The 18,751-nt window shown below is 47.6% G+C and carries 17 protein-coding genes; 7 read left to right on the top strand and 10 right to left on the bottom strand.

Annotated elements, in window-relative coordinates; translation table 11 throughout:
* Nucleotides 1–517: 517 nt before the first annotated feature.
* Genes SK35_RS25315 through SK35_RS25305 form a run of 3 tightly spaced genes read left to right on the top strand, consistent with a single transcriptional unit; the run spans nt 518 to nt 6,967 of the window.
* Nucleotides 518–1,564: a thioredoxin family protein gene (locus tag SK35_RS25315; RefSeq protein ID WP_015062999.1), complete on the top strand. Its 1,047-nt coding sequence runs from the start codon at nt 518–520 to the stop codon at nt 1,562–1,564.
* Nucleotides 1,554–2,969 (top strand): IncHI-type conjugal transfer protein TrhH, encoded by a 1,416-nt coding sequence (gene trhH / locus SK35_RS25310; protein WP_015062998.1) that lies wholly within the window; start codon nt 1,554–1,556, stop codon nt 2,967–2,969. The genes SK35_RS25315 and trhH overlap by 11 nt, the downstream gene beginning before the upstream one ends.
* Nucleotides 2,970–2,977: 8 nt before the next feature.
* Complete coding sequence (locus tag SK35_RS25305) at nt 2,978–6,967, top strand: conjugal transfer protein TraG N-terminal domain-containing protein (RefSeq protein WP_015062997.1); 3,990 nt, start codon at nt 2,978–2,980, stop codon at nt 6,965–6,967.
* Between the two features lie 371 nt (nt 6,968–7,338).
* Here SK35_RS25305 and SK35_RS25300 read toward each other — a convergent pair whose 3' ends face one another.
* Both SK35_RS25300 and SK35_RS25295 read right to left on the bottom strand, forming a co-directional pair.
* Nucleotides 7,339–7,905 carry an HAD domain-containing protein gene (locus SK35_RS25300; protein ID WP_015062996.1) on the bottom strand — a complete coding sequence of 189 codons (567 nt, stop codon included), beginning with the start codon at nt 7,903–7,905 and terminating at the stop codon, nt 7,339–7,341.
* A gap of 99 nt (nt 7,906–8,004) precedes the next feature.
* Nucleotides 8,005–8,520, bottom strand: a complete 516-nt coding sequence (locus tag SK35_RS25295) for a lytic transglycosylase domain-containing protein (RefSeq protein ID WP_032610469.1) — start codon at nt 8,518–8,520, stop codon at nt 8,005–8,007.
* A 147-nt stretch (nt 8,521–8,667) separates the two neighbouring features.
* Between SK35_RS25295 and SK35_RS25290 the strand changes: the two genes are divergently transcribed.
* Genes SK35_RS25290 through SK35_RS25280 form a run of 3 tightly spaced genes read left to right on the top strand, consistent with a single transcriptional unit; the run spans nt 8,668 to nt 10,292 of the window.
* Nucleotides 8,668–9,417, top strand: coding sequence for a thioredoxin fold domain-containing protein (locus SK35_RS25290; protein WP_032610468.1), 750 nt, complete (start codon nt 8,668–8,670; stop codon nt 9,415–9,417).
* A gap of 25 nt (nt 9,418–9,442) precedes the next feature.
* The gene (locus SK35_RS25285) at nt 9,443–9,835 is read left to right on the top strand and encodes a hypothetical protein (protein WP_032610466.1); all 393 of its coding nucleotides are present in this window, start codon (nt 9,443–9,445) and stop codon (nt 9,833–9,835) included.
* 34 nt (nt 9,836–9,869) lie between these two features.
* On the top strand, nt 9,870–10,292 hold the full coding sequence (locus SK35_RS25280) for a hypothetical protein (protein WP_015062992.1): 423 nt from the start codon (nt 9,870–9,872) through the stop codon (nt 10,290–10,292).
* Between the two features lie 58 nt (nt 10,293–10,350).
* On the opposite strand, the gene SK35_RS26990 is transcribed toward SK35_RS25280, so the two are convergent.
* Nucleotides 10,351–10,698, bottom strand: a complete 348-nt coding sequence (locus SK35_RS26990) for a hypothetical protein (protein WP_223203176.1) — start codon at nt 10,696–10,698, stop codon at nt 10,351–10,353.
* A 369-nt stretch (nt 10,699–11,067) separates the two neighbouring features.
* Between SK35_RS26990 and SK35_RS25270 the strand changes: the two genes are divergently transcribed.
* The gene (locus SK35_RS25270) at nt 11,068–11,877 is read left to right on the top strand and encodes a DsbA family protein (protein ID WP_015062990.1); all 810 of its coding nucleotides are present in this window, start codon (nt 11,068–11,070) and stop codon (nt 11,875–11,877) included.
* Between the two features lie 51 nt (nt 11,878–11,928).
* Here the strand turns inward: SK35_RS25270 and SK35_RS26985 are convergent, their stop codons facing one another.
* The 7 genes from SK35_RS26985 to SK35_RS25235 all read right to left on the bottom strand — a co-directional run bounded on the left by SK35_RS26985 (nt 11,929) and on the right by SK35_RS25235 (nt 18,412).
* Entirely contained in the window at nt 11,929–11,982 is a 54-nt protein-coding gene (locus tag SK35_RS26985; RefSeq protein WP_223203177.1) for a DUF4113 domain-containing protein, read from the bottom strand.
* Between the two features lie 198 nt (nt 11,983–12,180).
* Complete coding sequence (locus SK35_RS25260; RefSeq protein WP_032610464.1) at nt 12,181–13,680, bottom strand: helix-hairpin-helix domain-containing protein; 1,500 nt, start codon at nt 13,678–13,680, stop codon at nt 12,181–12,183.
* A gap of 25 nt (nt 13,681–13,705) precedes the next feature.
* Nucleotides 13,706–15,343: a PP2C family serine/threonine-protein phosphatase gene (locus SK35_RS25255; protein WP_015062988.1), complete on the bottom strand. Its 1,638-nt coding sequence runs from the start codon at nt 15,341–15,343 to the stop codon at nt 13,706–13,708.
* Nucleotides 15,343–16,383: a TerY-C metal binding domain-containing protein gene (locus SK35_RS25250; protein WP_015062987.1), complete on the bottom strand. Its 1,041-nt coding sequence runs from the start codon at nt 16,381–16,383 to the stop codon at nt 15,343–15,345. Before SK35_RS25250 ends, SK35_RS25255 begins: the two co-directional genes overlap by 1 nt.
* 88 nt (nt 16,384–16,471) lie before the next feature.
* Nucleotides 16,472–17,110 carry a vWA domain-containing protein gene (locus tag SK35_RS25245; protein WP_015062986.1) on the bottom strand — a complete coding sequence of 213 codons (639 nt, stop codon included), beginning with the start codon at nt 17,108–17,110 and terminating at the stop codon, nt 16,472–16,474.
* Nucleotides 17,110–17,751, bottom strand: a complete 642-nt coding sequence (locus SK35_RS25240) for a TerD family protein (RefSeq protein ID WP_032610462.1) — start codon at nt 17,749–17,751, stop codon at nt 17,110–17,112. Before SK35_RS25240 ends, SK35_RS25245 begins: the two co-directional genes overlap by 1 nt.
* 22 nt (nt 17,752–17,773) lie before the next feature.
* On the bottom strand, nt 17,774–18,412 hold the full coding sequence (locus tag SK35_RS25235) for a vWA domain-containing protein (RefSeq protein ID WP_001388628.1): 639 nt from the start codon (nt 18,410–18,412) through the stop codon (nt 17,774–17,776).
* Between the last annotated feature and the right edge of the window lie 339 nt (nt 18,413–18,751).

Here is an 18,751-nt window from a genome sequence, read left to right as displayed (position 1 = left end):
GTTCCTCATGTTGCTGTTTATTTTCAGACGGCTTCCGTTCTGACGTATCTAAAACATACTGTGTTAAATATTACTACCATCCGTATTTTTTTGTCTGCTCTATCCTTCCAACGTTCATTTTCTGTAAGTATAACTAACATGAATTGCCATTCTTTGATTCATTACGGTCTTTGAAAAGTCCAGATTTTATGATGCGCCTGCCAATTTCGTTTCTTATAGGTATTCAATTAAGTATAAATTCCCTTATGCGTTAACCAGCAAAGTACGGGGATCGTTCATAATCTGGATAGTGTTGTCTGAATGACAACGCGAATTTGCATTACTGTACCGTCATATAATTAATCCATTTCTCTCTTACAGACCATGTCTTTACCGGGACACTGTGTTGAACTGTCGTTTTTGGGGCTTTGTCGGCGTCACATTTCTGGTTTTTTAACGCATGAAATCTACTCCGTTATCGAACTCCCGGTGATTTTTTTTATGCCATCATACCTCTATTCCATGAGGAGATCGGTGAATGACTCGATTAACGTTACTGCCTTCAAAGATGTTAGTGCTGATGTCTTTGTTTATAACTGGCGTCCATGCAAATGAAGACCAGACCCTTATCAAAGACACCCCATTTGTGTCAGGACAAGCCTTTAAGAAAGGTTTTTTCTGGTATGACGACCCAGCCCGGAAAACTGAGGAAGAAATTAATGAGACTACGCCTCCTGTTGCATCTTCGTCCCAGCCAGTACAAGAAGAAAAGATTGATCTTAATTCAAAGTGGCTAAAGGACAATATGCCCCGGCTTTTGACTCAGGCAATGGATAATCCGACCCCTGAAAACTTATCGAGGTTTTATACAGCGCAACGTTTAATGTTGGATATCGGTACGCGATTTTCGGATAAGTCGAAAGATTATTTTCTTAAAAATCCAATGATGTCTGAAAAACGAAGACAGCCGGTTGAGAAGGTTGCCTTGGATGCACATCGTACGGTTGTGGAAAAAAACCAGCAGACGGTAATGAAAGATATTTTCACAAGATCCGGGCTCTTTTTCTTTTTCCAGAGTACCTGTGAGTTCTGCCACGAAGAAAGTCAAATCCTCCAGTTTATGCAGAATTACTATTCGGTCGACATTCTCCCTGTCAGCATGGATGGCAGACCATTACAAAATGGGTTGTTCCAGGATTTCTCTGTCCCTAATGCGCAGATTATTGATCAATTCAAAATCCGCGAAGTGCCAACTATTTTCCTTGTGTCGAAAGACGGGTCATCAGCGCAACGAATTAGCGAAGGTATGATCACTGCTGAGGAGCTCAAGAATACTATTATTCTGGCTGCAAAGGGCATGAACCTGATTGATGATGCCTCATTCCAATCCACGTTAGATATTAAGCGCCAATATACCATTGGTGAGGATGGCGTAATTACAGTGAATAAATCAGAAATGGAATCTGACCCGTTCTTATTGCAACGAATAATGGACCAGAAGTTGGAAGGGTACGATATGCCTACAGCGGACCCTGTGAACTACTTGAATGTTGGTGGCAGTTTAGGAGGCCCATATGCGCGCTAACCTCCATGTTTGTGCAAAAAAGTTACTTTTGTCGTTAGCCGTTTGCACGGCGATGATTGCACCAAATGCCGGTGCCGATAACGCCATGCGTAATATTTTTAATGGAATGATGACGACAACCAGCCCGGCCAGTTTTGAAACGGCCACCCGTACCGGTGTGGTTGGCGGCTCTTTTTCCTACCGCACAACAAACGTGAATACCAATTTAGTTTCAATGTCTTTCCCCAAAGCTTCCGTCGGCTGTAACGGCATCGATGTTTTCCTCGGTTCATTCAGTATGATTAACGGAGATCAGTTGGTGCAGGTTGCTCGCGGTATCGCGCAGGGGGCCGCGATTTATGCATTTAATGTCGCGGTATCGGCAATCTGTGCTGACTGTGCTGCGACTATTAATGATATCCAGAACAAATTGCAGGCGTTGAACAAATTTGCCAAAGATTCCTGCAACGCTACTTACTCGTTTCTTTCTGAAAATGTTGGACCACCCAGCCAGTATGCGAATGCGGTCAGTTCCGGCCCAGCTTCAATGCTTGGTACTCTTAATGGATTGTTGCCTGATTTCGGTTCATCAATGACCAAGTCGCCAGAAACTGTGACCTCCCAGGTAAAAGCAAAAGACCCTGAAGAGTTTGCTGAAAAATTCAGTGGAAACCTTTTCTATATGTCATTTATGGACATCGATAAAGGTTCTATGAATATCGGTGGCGTGACTGAATTATCTGGCTACAAACTCGCAGAGCAGCTGATGTCGCTTGTCGGCACTGTGATTATCAACTGGGATGCTAAAGGTGAAAAAGCGGGGATGGAAGTTCGTCCATCGACGATGACGGTATCGGATTTCATCATGGGTCCTCCGGCTGGTGGCTCCATAAAAATGCTCAAATGTTCGCCTGTACCCGATCCTGCTTCAGCGAGAAAGTCGCAATGCCTGGTTATGTCTGAAGTGATGGATGGTGGTTTCAAAGGACTGAAGGATACGATTTCAGACCTCCTAATTCAGGTTCAAACAAAGGCAATCAGCGATGTCAGGATCTCTGATGATGAATTACGCATTATTTCTTATATCGGCATCCCAACAATTCTTGATTCTCTTCAGACTTTTGATGTCCCTGAAGGCTATGCCTATATCCAGGATATCAGTGCAATAGCGGCCACCAGCCTTGTCATTAACATGCTTCGGCAAGTTGAAGCAAAGATCAGCGCTATGAATATCCCCAGTGAATCACTTTCCGGACGGCGGCAGGACCTGACTCGGTTATCTGAAAACCTTAGCAATCAGGTAAAAGCAGCTTACGAGCTCACCCGTAGCCAGGTAGGTAACAGCTCTGATGTCATTTCAGCATGGGATGATCGCCGATTAAAGAGGAAGGCGTTCATGGAAAGTCTTCGTGGCACAGGTAACTGAGGTCTGATATGGATTACAACATCTATACAGTAGGTGATATCGAGTTCGTGTGGTCCGCCCTTAACGGGATTGCCCTGATTTTCTCACAATATACCGGTGTAAAAGCATTTCTCACCACGGCAGCGGTGCTGGCTGGAGCCAGCCTGTTTTATAAAACATGGCTTTGGCTGTTGAACCCGACAAAAGCAGAGGTGCCGATATTTTCATGGATTCTTGGGCTGATTCTTTTTTCGATGGCAATAGTACGCGTGGATGTGACTATTGAATCGGTTAAGTCTGGTGAAGTGAGAAATGTCGATGGTATTCCTGTTTTTATCGCGGCGATGGGAACTGTAACCACTAACCTTAGCCAGGGCCTACTCAAAGACTATAAAACGGCGTTTGATCCGCTGGCGCCGATCGACTTTGCCGCAACCACGCTTGATGATGACATTACTCTTGGCCCGATGATTCGCTTCGTTAAATTCTTACAATGGGGCGGGGACAGCCAGGGGTATTGTTCAGCGTTCCCCGAACCAGTTAGCGGATTAGGTGCGATGAACGTGTGTGCGACAGTGCAATCACTGGCCTATAACTGCCTCAAGGGAACACAAAACTCAAGCGCGAAAATCGCTGGGAAAGAAACCATTTTTAACGATATTTTCTCTTCAAATGTCGCGGAAAGCATGGAACGCATTAATCAGGCGATGAAAGGTTCGCTGAAGAACGCATCTGCTAACATCGTGGGTGTGAATAGTTCAAAGTCAGCGACTTGTGAAGAGGTCTGGTCGACCGTTAAACAGGTAACGAGCACCCCGGAGGCTCGACAGACGATTGCTTTGATTGGGCAAACAAACGGTATTCTTACCCCAGAAGAGGCGGGCGGTGCCGCATCCGGATCGAGCTTCACGGATGTAATGGCGTCGGCGAACGGCATGTATGGCAAGGCGATTGGCGCTTATGACGCGACGCTTTCTTTGTTCATCATGAATGAGCTACGTAATGGTGCCAGTAAATACAAAACCCCACTTGGTCTGGCCTCGGATATGCAACTGTTTGAGGCATCATTAAAACGTACGAATACCATGGCATCTCAGGGGCAGCTCTGGCTGCAATTATCTGGTGCGGCAATTGCGTTTCTTGAAATGTTTGCGTACATGGTTGCTCCGTTTGCATTGCTCATGCTGCTTGCACTCGGCGGAAACGGTGTTGCCGCAGCGGCAAAATATCTTCAGTTGATTCTCTTCGTTAATATGTGGCCGATTACTGCGGTGATGGTCAATGCCTACGTGAAGAAGGTGGCAACAGCGGATCTTGATACATGGAGCACACTGAATAGTCAGAGTAACGCGGTGACTTGGATGGGCTTACCAGGGCTTGCCGAAACATATAGTTCTTACTTATCAGTTGCATCAGCGCTCTATGCTCTTATCCCAGTCCTGACGCTGTTCCTGATGACGCAATCCATTCATCCAATGATGAATGCGATGAAAGGAGTTACGCCACCCGCACCTGTGGACTCCAGCCACCTCACGCCGAAAGTGTGGGATGCGCCAAATAGCGGAAAATCATCATTTGGGGATGTTAATCGTACAGCACTGACAAGCACCGGGCAGGGGTTCAGCGGTGGCGGGGCCATGGACTCCAGTAACTTCCGACTCGGTACGTGGAATGCAGGTTCAAGTATCGCGTCAAGCCAGGGACAAGGGGCGGCAATGACCTCATCAGTCATGAGTGCAGCAAGTAATTCATTCCAGCAGGCCTACAATCAGATGAGTGAAGTTGGTCGTTCGGGGCAATCGGGCCAGCAATTTTCCTCGAATCTGCAAAACTTGAAATCATATACAGACCAGGCCGGTGCAAACGTCGCTAATAGCGTAGGGGCGAAGCACGGAATTAATTCGCAGCAATTAGCTGGTGTGGTGTCAAACCTTCTCCTCAATGGAAGTTTGGGACTTGGTGGCGAGGAAAAACTTGGAAAAGGGGGGGCTGGGGGCATAGGTCAGAAAGTGATGGATTCACTAGGTCTGAAAGCATCGGGTACCGTTGGTTCAGGGATCTCAAAATCGAATTCAGGCAGTGATAGCCTCTTAACTGATTTGAATAAAGCTATTACGACTCAATTGTCAGAAAACTCAGGACTTTCTGAACAAATGAGTAAAGCGGCTTCTCAGGTAAACAGTGATCAGTTTGCACAGACCAATGCATTCAAAGAAGCTGCATCAAAAATGAACCAGGCAACACAGACAATGGCCGAAAATCTGTCGACGTCACTTTCAACGAACGCCAGCGCTAATACCGGCATGACACTCGACTCAAGACAGTCTGTCAACCTAGACAGATTCTCCGATTCTATTCGTAATAAAAACTTCAGCGATGATGATGTGCGTAATTTTGCACGGAAAAATGGTCTTGATGAGAATGCGTTTATGGATAAATTCAATTCTTACAATGACACATTTAAGGCCAGCACTCAGTTGGGATCACAACTCCAGCGAACTGATGCGCTGGTGGCAACGACACGCGACTTTAGTGAGCAAAAAATTGCGATTGATACTGCCAGGGGTGAAACGGCTGAGAGCAATAAGCAGGATCTGCGTGAGACCTCCAGCCTGCTTAAAGGGCTGGTTGCTGACTTCGGCGGTAACGCTCAACAGATGCTGCCAATTACCAATCAACTTGACCGAATCACTGGTGATGCATCGGGTATTAATACCATTGCACAGGCGCAGGAGCGCACACCAGACCATGTAGATACCTCCGGCGTAATGAGTGCCGATCGTGTTGCTGACGTAGGGCAAGGTCTGGATGCTCAGGCGAAAGCTGGATTGGCACAGAACCAGCAGAATGCTAATCAACATATTGGCGGACAAACCGAATCAGGTGTTACGCCGTACAATGTGGGCTCGGTCAGTAAAGAAGATATTCAGGGCATTCATAAAGGTAATGTAGCTAACTCCTATAGCGAAGAAAACCAAAGTGTTCTCTCGTCGTTGGATAAGAATACCCCTGTAGTGACTAATGAGACCGTGGGAAGAATTCAGGGGGCTGGGCAGGACGTTAAGAACGCCAACCAAACTTTCGACCAGCTTCAAACTGGTATAGGCGGCAAGCATGCTACTTCAGGCATGGGTAATACCAGCGAAAAACTGAATTCTATGTACGGAGATAGCCAGATACGCGGGATATCAAACAACCTCCCGAATTATTTTGACAGGGTTGCAAATGACCCAACCAAAAAGCCGGATGACAAACGGGCGGAGCTGGCCGCACAAGCCGTGTTTACCTATGGGGCCAGTACAATGGCAACCGGCGCTGAGAAAGAACAACTGAAAGCGGATACTCAAAGCCTCCTCACCGAGCTGGGTCACTACAACGTTAGCTGGGGGATGAATGATCTCCAGAGTATCCATGAAGGTTTCAACATGCACAACAAGGCTTCAGGCTCTCTTGATTCAGCAATAAGGGCGAATCTTGGTGAAGGCGGCTCTGGCGGCGGGATCGTTGGCCAACGAACCCAAACCACGATTGATACCCTTGCTGGTAATAAAATTGAGTCCAATACAGAACGTAGTGTGATTGGCAGTACGCTTTTATCGGGCCAGGAGAGTGTTGCCAGAGGGCTTGACGTTATCGGAGCAAAACCCGTAAACGACATGCTCTCAGGTATTGGGGTCCTGACTACGCCCGCATCTTTGGCAAACGATGCAACGAATCCGGTAAATATGCCGAGTTCGTTATTGGGCAAGGTTGGCAACCACCTGCAAATGTCAGATGGTCTGAGCGCGGTGACCAGCCGTTATAAGGATATGGGAAGTGATGGGATCAAGACGTATGAGAGTGCATCACAAAACTCAGAGCGTGCGATTCGTCAGCAACTGACCGATGATCCACGCTTCGGGTCGGATAAAGCAGATGCGTTCGTTAACTTTATGAAGTCAGACCTTAACAATACAAACGAACCGTATCAGTCGAGAATAGAGAGAGCTGAAAACTGGCTGAATGATAATAAGAAGTAGGAGTGAATACTGACTGATAAAAGCCGTGCTCTTTTTGGGCACGGCTTTTTTATGCCTGCATCCGGGGAAAATAACTATTCACGGCAGTGCTATTCAAGGTAAACCACGAATCTGAGAAAAGTACACCGGCTAACTGAGCATTGGATAAGGTTTGTTCAGTTTTAAAACAATGGTCAAACAGGATACTATCTTAATCACGATTCAAATTCTCTTTCCAAATCCAGTTCACTCGCCACCCTAAGAAACGTGAATGCTTACTGGCCTAAATTAAAGTTGAGGAAAAAGTTACTTTTCTGATCGACTGATGCAGTGTTTTTGGTAGATGGCGAATCATGGTTTTTTTTGACGGAGTGTGTGGAAAAGTTACTTTTTTAATAAAAACGGGCCATCAGTAGGTTATATCTGGCTATCAGATCCGTTATGTCCTTTTCTTTAACCCCCGTGTAATAATCCGTACGGATCAGGTGCGGATATTCTGGCGGAAACAGGGTCGTATCGTCATCAAGGCAGATAAAGGCTTTTACCTGGTGCCTGGCCACGAATTCTTCACATTCAGCTGCACGTACCCCTATTCCCCCCGAGGGTAGACACAGGGATGGGGTTGCGCCAATTACCCGGTCTCTGTACGGCGAGCGGAAAAGTGACTTTAGGTAGGTAATACTCCCGCATTCTCTCCATGAACTTGATATAACGATGAACATTGAAGGACTTGCATCAAGTAACTTCTCAATCAAATACATCCGTTCGAAAGATTCATTCTGACATTTGTGGATTACACCATCAAAATCCAGGAAAAGAACAATATGGATTAATGGCAGAGGTCCCCATAAGCCAGCTGTTGATTCATCCTGAGGCAAGATCCCGTCCAAGTCTTTATTTCTAAGCTTCTGTGGAGAACAGCGTATCTTGCACAGGAATTCGTATATTGATTGGAGCATACCTAACCTCTTTCACGGGACAGTTTCACTCGCTCAGTGATGAATTGTTCACAGCCACGTAAAACAACTAAACAATAAATTGGAGAGTAGGGGGGTAATTTACTCCGGAACATTTTTTACAATATGTCCGTTGTACTGGGTCTTTGGTTGCGTCCACTGATATAACTCGTCCATGCCATTCCGGCCCTGAATCCGGCGATTGTATTTGACCATGAAGTTAAAGATATACCTCGCCCGGACCTTAGGGGTTTTGCTGTTGTAATCGGCAATCCCTTCAAATACATTACCATTTCGGTCTACAATTTTCCGGTAAAGCCACCAGGTACCTACCCAGAAACTGGCACAGGCGTCATAGGCCAATACCCGCCAGGTAACAGACGGAAAGTGGCCACGTATTTCCGGCAGATTGGACGAATTGATCTGCATAGGTCCAATATCATAAGTGCCATTTTTATTCCGGCTGAACGTTCCCACTTTTCCGCCTTCATTATCAAAAAGCGTAAAGACCAATTCTGCATCAATCCCGAAAAAGCGGGAGGCATCGGTAATGCACTGTGTGTAGACTTCAACAGGAACGGGAATAGGTTTCACATCATCTGCTGGTGGTATAAACACGAGATAATCTCCACTGGAATTACATACTGGATATTCTCCCACATCGCGGGCTAAAAATTTTTACTATAGGGAGGGAATTTTGTCCCTTAAGCGAATTTGGAGGATTTTTTCGCATGATAGTATTAATGCTCCATTAAAGGAGCTGAAATGAATAAGACTATCAAGGCATCATTCTTATTACTGGCATCTTGTACGGCCTTTAGCATGAATGCCCAGACAGTGAAAACTGACGTGCTTCCTGATGCAGCACTGAAGAAATTAAAAGAAGTTGGGCTGTCCATCGAGCATATTGAACCATCCCCAGTAAAAGATATTTATACCGTGATTTCAAGAGAAGGCGTGAGTTACGTCAGCAAAGATGGTGATTACATTTTTACCGGGAGCTTGTTTCATGTTAACGGCAAAGATGTGGAGAATACAACGGAACAGGCGATACTGAAAGGCGTCAGGGAGTTTGCTGCTAAAACAAAATCCATAGAATATAAGTCGGCGAATGAAAAATATCGCCTGGCGGTGTTTACTGATATAACCTGCGGGTATTGCCAGAAACTACATCATGATCTTCAATCCTATCTCGATGCCGGGATCTCAATAAAATTCCTCACTTTTCCGCGTGCAGGCCTGAACTCCGTGGTCGCGGGGAATATGGCAAAAATCTGGTGTGCGGCCAAACCTAATGATGCGCTGGATGCTGCAATGAGCTCGATATCAATCATTCCGGAAGGACGGCCTGACGCGGCCTGCCTCGATATTATCAAATCGCATTTCCAGGTTGCTTCAACTATTCCGCTTCAGGGTACGCCAACCATGGTAACGCTGTCGGGTAAACCTCAGTTGTTCACCGGCTGGTTGAGCCCGGAAAATCTGGTGACCCGCATGGGCACCGCACAAAAGTGACTTTTCACGACTGCAAGAGGTGATTATGAAATCTGTAATACTGACAACGTTAATGCTCGTGGCGGTTGGCACTCAACCCGTCTTTGCGGCCCAATGCCAGTTCGGGTCCTGCAACGCAGACATTGAGGCCAGCAGTGAACTGCTGGTCTCTGCGGCTCAGACGGATAAAGACGCGGTTTTAAAAAAACTTAATGACGCATCATCCCCCAGCGACGCCATGTCTAAGCGGGTTGAATCGTATCTGAATAATGACAGGCTAAAGGTGAACACCGACAGTACCCGGAAAGGTCCGGGCAATGGAATCGTGAAGCCGACGGATGAGCTAGCGCCGGTAAGGCAGCTGAAAGCCATTCGCCCCGAGCTTGTACAAAACCCCATCACCCAGCCATTGGTTGCCTTTTATGAACGTATGGCCTGAGAGCGCCGTATATCCGCGATTTGGGGGTTAGAAAATGTCGCTCTGGCTCAGCATTGTCACCCGGGCAACGGGATTACCGGATAAGCGGTATTTAAATGATCCGGTGATCTTCCGTTATTACCAACAAAAGATCCAAAAGGCTCCTTTTGCCCTGGTCGGATGGACTCTCTGTTTCCTGGCAACCATCGGTGTGTCGCTGGGACTGGAGCTCTCCAACCAAATATTACTTCTCGTTCTGCTGATTCTGTTTTTACTAATGGTGGTTCTCCAGAGTCGGTACCAGTTCATGCATCCGGAGAGATGCATCAGTGCTCGATTTTACCAGGAGGTGCTGGACGATGCGTCAGTGTCAGATATTCAGAAAGCGCAGTTTGAGTATTTGTTCGTGTCCAAAGTGGATGCAATGACGATCGGTGATCTTTACCGGCTCTATGATTTCAACAGAGGAGGCCGGTAAAGGTGCGGCATGCAGGTGAGAAAAGTCACTTTGCGGTTGGGCGTTGCGGTGCTGGTCATTAGTTCCAGGGAACCGATGCGACATAGTTTCCGGAGCGTAGCGGGGCATCCAGTTTCCCGGCCAGAGCGTCGATCATTGCGGAATACGCAATGCTGTCCGATGGGATTGGCGCATTGCTCTGCATACTGACTTTAAGAACCTGTTGTGCCCCTTTCCCCGCAGGGTAGACTTCCACATCAAGGCGGCGCCAGAAATGCCTCTGTGATATCGTCTCTGACCCCACGATCCCGCTGACGGGTTTATAGTCATAGTCCGTCTGAGTCTGCCCGTGTTTATCTTTTTTCGTTGTCTTCTTCTCGACGACATATCCGGTTATGCCCGTCACCAGCTGTTCACTGTATTGCATATTTTCCTGGGTCTTACTGTAACTGAATCTGAGAATATAGTCGGGCAGATGGTTGGAAATATTAAACCCTATCCCCGTTAATCCACTCGCAAACCGGGCTGCAAACATGCGCGATTGTATACTGTCATCAGGCGCTACAATTTCAAATTTCTTGTTGCCTACCGGGCGTGACATTAAATCGTAAGCATCAACATCATTCCCGAAATGATAGCTGCACCCACATAAGAACGTTGTGGCGGTCAGTAAGAATAAATGCCGTAACATTCTAATTCCTCCAAAAAGGGTTCTTTAACGAATAATTCCGATGTGCTGTGACAGTATAATCGAACACAGGTTGATAACTAACAAGTTGAATTCGTAAAGGTGGCTATGACTAAATTAAATTATTTAAAACCCGTAGCGTCTGTTTTAATTTCTGTGTTGATTGCGACGGCTGGCTCTGTGTATATCACGTCGAAATATTTTAAAACTGAGCTCCCCAGTAACGATGAAGTAGGAAAGGTAGCGGCTACCTATCTGGTAAAAAATCCTCAGTATCTGCTTGAAGCGGGTAAGGCTCTTGAAAACCAAAATACCAACGCCTCCCTTGAGCGGATCATCCCTTACGCACCGGCTCTCTTCGAGACCAAAGAGACTCCCAACATTGGACCGGATAATGCGGCCGTCGCCGTCATCGAGTTTTTCGACTACCAGTGCCATTTCTGTATGAAGGTAGCGCCGGTCGTTGAATCCGTGTTGAGCCAGAGCAGCGATGTTAAATTCTTCTTTAAAGAATTTCCAATCTTCGCTGGTTCGAAACCCGTTTCTGCGATGGGGGCGGCGACAGGCCTGCATGTGTACCAGGCATTTGGCGCTGAAGCGTATCGTAAGTACCACAACAACCTGATGACCAGCGCGTATGTATTCTTCAACAACCAGCGAGGGTTTACGCTCAGTGATTTAGACATGGTGGTGAATAAATCCGGGTTCAACAGCTCATTCAGCGATCGAGAAAAAAGTCGCTATGAGAATGTCATTTCCGGAAATATGCAACTGGGGGAAGCTCTCGGGATCAGCGGAACGCCAGGGTTCATTATCATGAACATGCAAAAACCCGATGCTGCAACGACATCATTCATCCCGGGGGCTGTCGACGAAGCTACCCTGAAATACGCAATCCAGAAGGCCCGTGGTGGTTAAAGTAGCTTTTCATGCCAGAACTGACCATGCCGGGTAACACTGGCATGGATGTCAGGCTTTTACGACAAGTAGCTCATTCCAGCGAGTGGTATACCGTGGCGACATTGACAGTATGGTCTGCTACCCCCTGAAATCCTGCTGAATCCCTTCCCCAAGCAGGAACAGAGAGCTACGCAGCTCTTTGTTAAACCGATCCATCGCCTTCATAAGCGCTTCACAGCCTCGTTTGGCGGGCCGCTCATCGAATTAGTCGCGATGAGTGGCTCAATGCCGTAACAGCTAAAATCTGGTAAGAGATATTTGTTAGTTTTCTACTAATTGAACGACTACCAGCCTGCCACCTTCCTCTTTTGACAAAACAAATTGAGCGTTATTCTTCAGTTCTATTTTTTCCCCAACCATAATCTGCCGCTTATCCGGTAATGACATTAGTCCTGATATGCCTTCATTTACCAACCACCATTGATCGTTATGGTAAACAAAATAACCAACCCGTTTCCTTTGTGCATCCGTTGTACGTTCATTTGGCGCGATAAGACGATTCACATGCCACGCATAGATAGACTGCCCGCTCCAGACCATCAACCGGTGATCGTCAGGACGATAGCTGCCTTCTTTACGAGAAGAATAAAAATTAAGCACTGGCAACTTACCTTTATACGGCGTACCGCAGTAAGGACAGACCGGCTTTGTCTTACCCGAGAAAACGTACCACTTCTGTTCACATTTCGTGTTTTGGCAGGGCTGTATCAGGTCAACGGTCTTAACCAAGGCACTTTCCCACTCATCGGCGGTAGGGCGTTTTGTGGCATCATGTAAGCCATCGATGAAGGCTCGATCAAACAATGACGTCAGGTAGGGACCCATGATGGTGTAAGGAATTTTACCCGGGTCAGCCCAGGGAAGTGAAAAGGAGGATAACTGACTGATTTTGACTGCATTACTTTTGTCTGTCGGATGTTCAATGAAGAGCGCTTTCTCACCCATTGATAAGGTTTCATCACGCACTTCATCCGACATGTCATGTATTTTTCCGCCACGTAGCGGATGACGGAAAAACAGGTACATGTAGATAAGCACCGACAGTGCATGGCGGTCAGTAGTAATGCTTGGCAGTACGCGGTTCGGATCTTCTTTGGAAAGATGGCTGGTTTTCACCACCTCCGGAGCGATAAAATCCGGAGTGCCCACCACATCGGGAGGATACTTTCCAGGAACGACTAGGCCGTCTACGTCAATGATGCAGGCATGGCCCATTTCTGGATCAATCAGCACGTTTTTATAGCTGAGATCGCTGTGACAGAGGCCAGCTGCATGCATCCTTCTGACGGCTCTTGTCAGCAGCAGACAGACTTTGAGATAGGTAAGCGTATTGCCTCGTTCACGCGGATCGAGGAATTTATTCTGGTTGCTGGCGCTGGCAAACCATTTGCCTTCTTTCTCCCGGCCTTTAATATCCAGAAAATCATCGTTTTTGGAACCATATTTAAAGAAAAAATGGTTCTGGTAGGTTGGAACCACGATACCGATTTTATTCCCATGCTCAACAACGTGGGTCGGCCAACAAAACAGATCCTTCCAGTATTCGCCACCGGATTGTCCAAAAATGTTTTGCCTGTAGCGGCCGGTGATCATATCAATACGATCCCGGGCCTGCTCATTCTGCGGTTTTTGATAAAAAGCGACGACGTAAGATTTATCAGGCGAAAAGTAAACATCCTTCATCGAGCCTGAACCAATCACCTCGTCAACATACTGGACTGTTTCGCCGTTCTTTGTTTTACACGTAACGATATTTGCCATATTGATCACCGAAAAAGCGTATCCCTTACCACAACACCGCAATAGTGCGGTCATCATGGTTCCCAGTGGAGAAAAAGTTTAACCAGTCGCCTAACCCCTCAGACGCAATACTGGCGTCTGCGAGGATAGGGGAGATCTCATTAATGAGACGGGTCCATTTTTCGTCACTGCGAAGCCCGTTATCAGTCTCAAACAGAGGGTCTGATACGCCGTCGGTCATAAGGATCAAGTGAGATACGTCATTCCATTTGCCCACGCTGATGCGACCAGTAAATGATGGGTCTGCGATAATGCTCTGGTCAAGGAAGCGGGTTTGTCCTGCGTATTCTCCGCTATCGGGATTTCCAAGTATCCTGACTTTACCTGAAGGACTGTATGCACCTATCGCACCATCGCCAAGCCAGAAAGCAGCTGCAAACAGCTCGTTTTCAGTTCGCAGTGCTACAGTTGCAAGAAGGGTTGTTGAATAGGATTTCACAGGTTGTTCTGCACAAATGGCTTCGTTCTGGATGCTGTTGACCGCGAGCGTAGCTGCCTGTTTAAAATGATGAAGCATGGCGTTTATGGTTGCCTGCTGATCGCTCCCTTCCCAAGTCGTGATATGCTCTTTTAAACGGACGCCTTTCACTCCACTGAGCTGATTGAAAAGGTAATCGCCAGCCGTCATGACTGCAATTCGCGATCCCTCTCTGGAATTTACTGCACTACCGGCCCCGTCTGCGACCAGCATGACAGACCATCCTGTTTCCTGGCAGTGGTTGATATAGAAGTCATCATCTCTGAAGCTCCCGGCATGCTCATGAGAGCGGCCCCGGCGACTGGCGGCAGCAATACATATGTTATCTCTGACCAGGCCAGCAGAGTCCAGATGGGCCTTAGGGTAGGGAGCGTCTGCTGGTGGTTCTATTACCTTCCACAGGCTTCTCGGATCCGGGTTTACTACAAAAAGTAACTTTGTTTCGCATTCGTCGTGCGAAGTGTATGACCACAGTACTGAAAGCTCAATATCGCCAATTTCAGTGGGTATGCCAGTGAGCAACCCTTGTTCTTTTTTATACGACAAGCCAATGTCCCGGGGAAAGACAACGTCTCTTATCGTCGCCCGTCCACCCTCATCCAGTATGATGGCAACCGGCGAAGAGAAACGTTCGCCTGCGCGGGCGTTGGGTATGGTTATTCTCGCTGTCGGGGGCATTACACATTGCACTGCTGACCCGGTCCGATGCTGGCTTTCCGGTACCTGCCCAGGTTTTAGTATCGGAGACGGCTGGTTTTCAGTTTCATTTTTTCCTGGTTTCTGAAGTTCGTAAAAAGGCATCAATTTCCACAATGTAGGGCTGGTTTCGTTGACTGTGGCTGTTTGCGTCTCTTTTTTGTCAATAGCGTGGTTTCCCTGCATATCCTCATCAGTCCCGACCGGCTGTTGCTTTTCGGCAAGGCCTGGAGCAGGCGGGAGGGCAGTCACTGATTCGTTCTCACCTTCGTTAACCAGTGCAGAGGTACCTTTTGCAAGGTTCTCAATCCGCTTTATAAGCTGCATAACCTCGGCAGACAGGGCAGGATCCTGGGATGGAAGGGAAAGCCGCTCACCTTCTGCGGTGTGGCTGAGCTCAGACAGAACTAAGCGGATAATCTTTTCTTCAAGTGACGTATTTTGCGACATCAACCTCTCCCTCTGTTTACGTCGAAGTTAGTGTTTCCGCCATCATTGCTGAATGAAAGACCTTTTTCACACCATGGGCAGATCACGTCATCGGGGCCATCAATGCAGAGCAACTTCCCGCATGAGCACATGGCAAACGCACTGGCATTACCACAGTGGGGGCAACCCGGTACACCATGCAGTTCGCTTGTGTTTACCTGCAAATCGGTAGCGGTGGCATCTGACCACGCAAAATAGTCCTCATCAATGGGATAGCATCCGGCAATATTAAAGTTGTTCAGGTTCAGGTTGAAATCGAGCCCGGAAACCCTTGCTGGTGGCCGTTCATATTTCATCAGGTACGGTCGACGAGTCTTGCTGCAACGCCCGGTGAGCGTAACGCAGTTTTCGTCGTACGCTTTTACATACTCGTCTTTGGACAGGCGAACTATGTATTCAGTCTGGCTGAGCTCCGGTTGTTTTTCGTCCCCGACACTGCGGCTGTGAGCAGTAACCGAGGCCGTGATCCATTTGATGAAGCGGGTAAAGTCGCCTTCCTGTGACTCTGTGAATAGCATGACATTTTCTGTCAGCTGCCGCAGGATATTCAGGTCCGCTGACGGTCCCAGGCCAACGGCAATGAGATTCACCTTACTCGCGTAGTTATTTTTCCAGCGTTTCACTTCTAAGGTTGTGTCGTCAGTCGGACGTCCGTCGGTAAGGAGATACACTACGGGTTTCCAGTCGCCTTTAGTCTCATGAGTGGTTTTTCTTACCTGAGTATCAATTTGCACGGTCAACTCACGCAATGCAGCCCCAAGGCTCGTGCCGCCGCCAACGGGAAGGCGGGGAGGGTAGAACGAGGCAATTTCGTGCAGAGGTACAATCGTGCGGGCTATTCCGGCAAATGCGATTACCGAGACCCAGGCCGTTTCCAGTGCGTGTGGATCTTTTCTTAAATCTCCGACGATCATTTGCAGACCATCAGTCATTTTTTTCAGGTTTTCACCGATCATGGACTCTGAACAGTCCAGAACAAAAAAAACGGGAAGGCGTCTCATAATATCCCTCGTACGGCTGGTAACAGTCAGCAGAAAACGGTTCTGTAAAGGAAGGCGTTTGCCGGGTAAAGCAGCACCTTCCTGTCTGTCAGAGCACCAGCTGTATTTCTGGTGGAGGAGGTGGGAGGGTATCTGTTCCGGCATTGATCCCCGCGCTTGTGCTACCGGAAGAAACGCTGGCCGAAACCCATTTAAAGAAACCTGCAAAAGCGGTTGAGTCGAGAGTCTCCAGAGACACAACCTTATCAGTGAGCTGTTTTAAATGCTCGTGGCCTGCTTTAGGACCTACCGCACAGGCAATGATGGAGCCAAATCCCCGGCCACGAATAGCTTTTACCGCTTCACCGTACGCCATGGCATCAGAAGGCGTACCATCAGTCATCAGGAATACCAGGGGACGCCAGTCTCCTTTTGTATCACCATCTGAGCGACGCACATCCCGGTCTACACACTGCATCAGACATTCAAGGGCAGCGCCGGTGAACGTCCCGCCAGCGCTTGGCACAACGATGTCAGAAAACTGGAAGTCTTCCAGCGGCGTGAGAGGAATAAACTCACGCGCCTCATTGTCATAGGTGATAATGGAGACATGGACACTTTCGAGGGCGTATGGATCCTGGCGGAGTGCGTTTAGCATCGCCTGAATTCCAACGTTAACGGAATGGATGGACTCACCGCGCATTGAACCGGAGGTGTCGATAACAAGGTAAACAGGCAGGCGACGCATCAGATGTAATTCCTCAGGTGTGAGACAAACGAATCTGATTCTGAAGGCTCACCAATTGCCTTGAGTTTCCAGCCTGTAGGTTCGCGTATCAGCTCGGCAAAGACCATGGAGCGCTGGCTGGCAAAGGCGGGTCCGCCAGAAAGATCGAATCGTGCCATTTCAATATTACGGGCATCTACTGCCCGGATGAAGGCATTCTGAACTTTACCAAAGTGCTGCTGGAGCTTTTCACCATTGTAGATCTGAACGATGAACACAATTTTCTCGTACTGAGCGTCAAGGGAATTCAGGCGCACAATAATTTGCTCATCGTCACCGTCACCGGCTCCGGTTCGGTTATCGCCTGTCAGCCAGATATTGCCTGACTTATGGCGAAGGCTGTTGAAAAAGATGATATCGCCATTCACAAGCGTTGGTTTACCATTTTCCACATTGCCGAGATCGGTCACCTTTCCGGCTGAATTACACAGGAAAGCGATCACATCAAGGTCGTATTCTTCTTCTTTTTTACCAAAGATCCCGCCGAGGAAACCTTTCTTTTCCTCATTAATATCCCAACCCAGGCCGATAGTAACGGACGAGAGATCGTATTCATTTTTTTTCAGGCTTACGCCCTGGCCTTTGCTCAGACTGACAGACATGACATCCCCTTAATTAATAAAATTATAAGACCACATTTACTTCTGGCGGCGGCGGTGGCAGGTCTTCAAGACCGATCACTTCTTTTTTGCTGGACTCCACTTTCTGACTGCCTACCGAAATGCTCGCACTGACCCATTTAAAGAAAGCTTTAATCGTCGAACTGTCAGCTGTATCGAGCTGAACCACGATTTCAGTGATTTCTTTGAGGACGCTGGTATCGGCATCATGCCCGGCTGCACATGCCACAACAACGCCGGTTCTGGCGGCTTTAAAGTCATTCAGGCCTTTACGCCAGTCATCATTCGGACTTCCATCCGTCATCAGGAATACTAGGGGACGCCAGTCACCTTTAGTGTCAGCCGTCGTTTTCTGTACTTCTTTGGCAATGGAGCTGGCCGTCAGGGTAAGCGCTTCGCCAAGAGACGTGGTGCCGCTGGCTGTTAGTGCTGGCATCTGGAAACTCAGGAGGTCTGTCAGGGGGACTGCCTGTCGGGCTGAAGAATCAAAGGTGATCACTGACACGTAAGCCGTTTCGAGTGCATACGGATCCTGTTTCAGCGTGGTAAGCAGCGTCTGAACGCCATTCTTAACCGCTTCGATAGGCTCTCCGTGCATAGAGCCGGACGTGTCGAGTAGCAGATATACGGGTAAGCGTCTCAAATGTAATTCCTTCTTAAGAGATCGGAAGAGGAGAGTAGTTTCAGGAAGAGGCCAGAGTTTGTAGATTTGATAAAACGGCACGACATCTGTCGGGTGGAGATTAAATACTCAGAAGCGGCATTAAAGAAATAAGTTAACCACCATTGAATTACCGACATGTGAATGGCCTCTTATCAGAGAAAAAAATTCAGACCGTACTGGAATATAAGATTTCTGAAAAAAACTCCGGCAAAAATAAACTTTCTTATGTATGAAAATCATCATACATCACAGATCTGCATGAATGGAGTGTAAATCGCCCAAAGATTGATGTGTAGCACAAGAGGATGTCAAGACACC

It is taken from the genome of Citrobacter sp. MGH105, from assembly GCF_001037485.2.
GTDB classification, from domain to species: Bacteria; Pseudomonadota; Gammaproteobacteria; order Enterobacterales; family Enterobacteriaceae; genus Citrobacter; species Citrobacter portucalensis.
This window is presented reverse-complemented; position numbering and strand designations above follow the sequence as displayed.

Bases quoted from the DNA above. Each gene is read 5' to 3' on its own strand.
- SK35_RS25315 (WP_015062999.1), top strand. From the start codon at position 518: ATGACTCGATTAACGTTACTGCCTTCAAAGATGTTAGTGCTGATGTCT.
- trhH (WP_015062998.1), top strand. From the start codon at position 1,554: ATGCGCGCTAACCTCCATGTTTGTGCAAAAAAGTTACTTTTGTCGTTA.
- SK35_RS25305 (WP_015062997.1), top strand. From the start codon at position 2,978: ATGGATTACAACATCTATACAGTAGGTGATATCGAGTTCGTGTGGTCC.
- SK35_RS25300 (WP_015062996.1), bottom strand. From the start codon at position 7,905: ATGCTCCAATCAATATACGAATTCCTGTGCAAGATACGCTGTTCTCCA.
- SK35_RS25290 (WP_032610468.1), top strand. From the start codon at position 8,668: ATGAATAAGACTATCAAGGCATCATTCTTATTACTGGCATCTTGTACG.
- SK35_RS25285 (WP_032610466.1), top strand. From the start codon at position 9,443: ATGAAATCTGTAATACTGACAACGTTAATGCTCGTGGCGGTTGGCACT.
- SK35_RS25280 (WP_015062992.1), top strand. From the start codon at position 9,870: ATGTCGCTCTGGCTCAGCATTGTCACCCGGGCAACGGGATTACCGGAT.
- SK35_RS26990 (WP_223203176.1), bottom strand. From the start codon at position 10,698: ATGCAATACAGTGAACAGCTGGTGACGGGCATAACCGGATATGTCGTC.
- SK35_RS25270 (WP_015062990.1), top strand. From the start codon at position 11,068: ATGACTAAATTAAATTATTTAAAACCCGTAGCGTCTGTTTTAATTTCT.
- SK35_RS25260 (WP_032610464.1), bottom strand. From the start codon at position 13,680: ATGGCAAATATCGTTACGTGTAAAACAAAGAACGGCGAAACAGTCCAG.
- SK35_RS25255 (WP_015062988.1), bottom strand. From the start codon at position 15,343: ATGTCGCAAAATACGTCACTTGAAGAAAAGATTATCCGCTTAGTTCTG.
- SK35_RS25250 (WP_015062987.1), bottom strand. From the start codon at position 16,383: ATGAGACGCCTTCCCGTTTTTTTTGTTCTGGACTGTTCAGAGTCCATG.
- SK35_RS25245 (WP_015062986.1), bottom strand. From the start codon at position 17,110: ATGCGTCGCCTGCCTGTTTACCTTGTTATCGACACCTCCGGTTCAATG.
- SK35_RS25240 (WP_032610462.1), bottom strand. From the start codon at position 17,751: ATGTCTGTCAGTCTGAGCAAAGGCCAGGGCGTAAGCCTGAAAAAAAAT.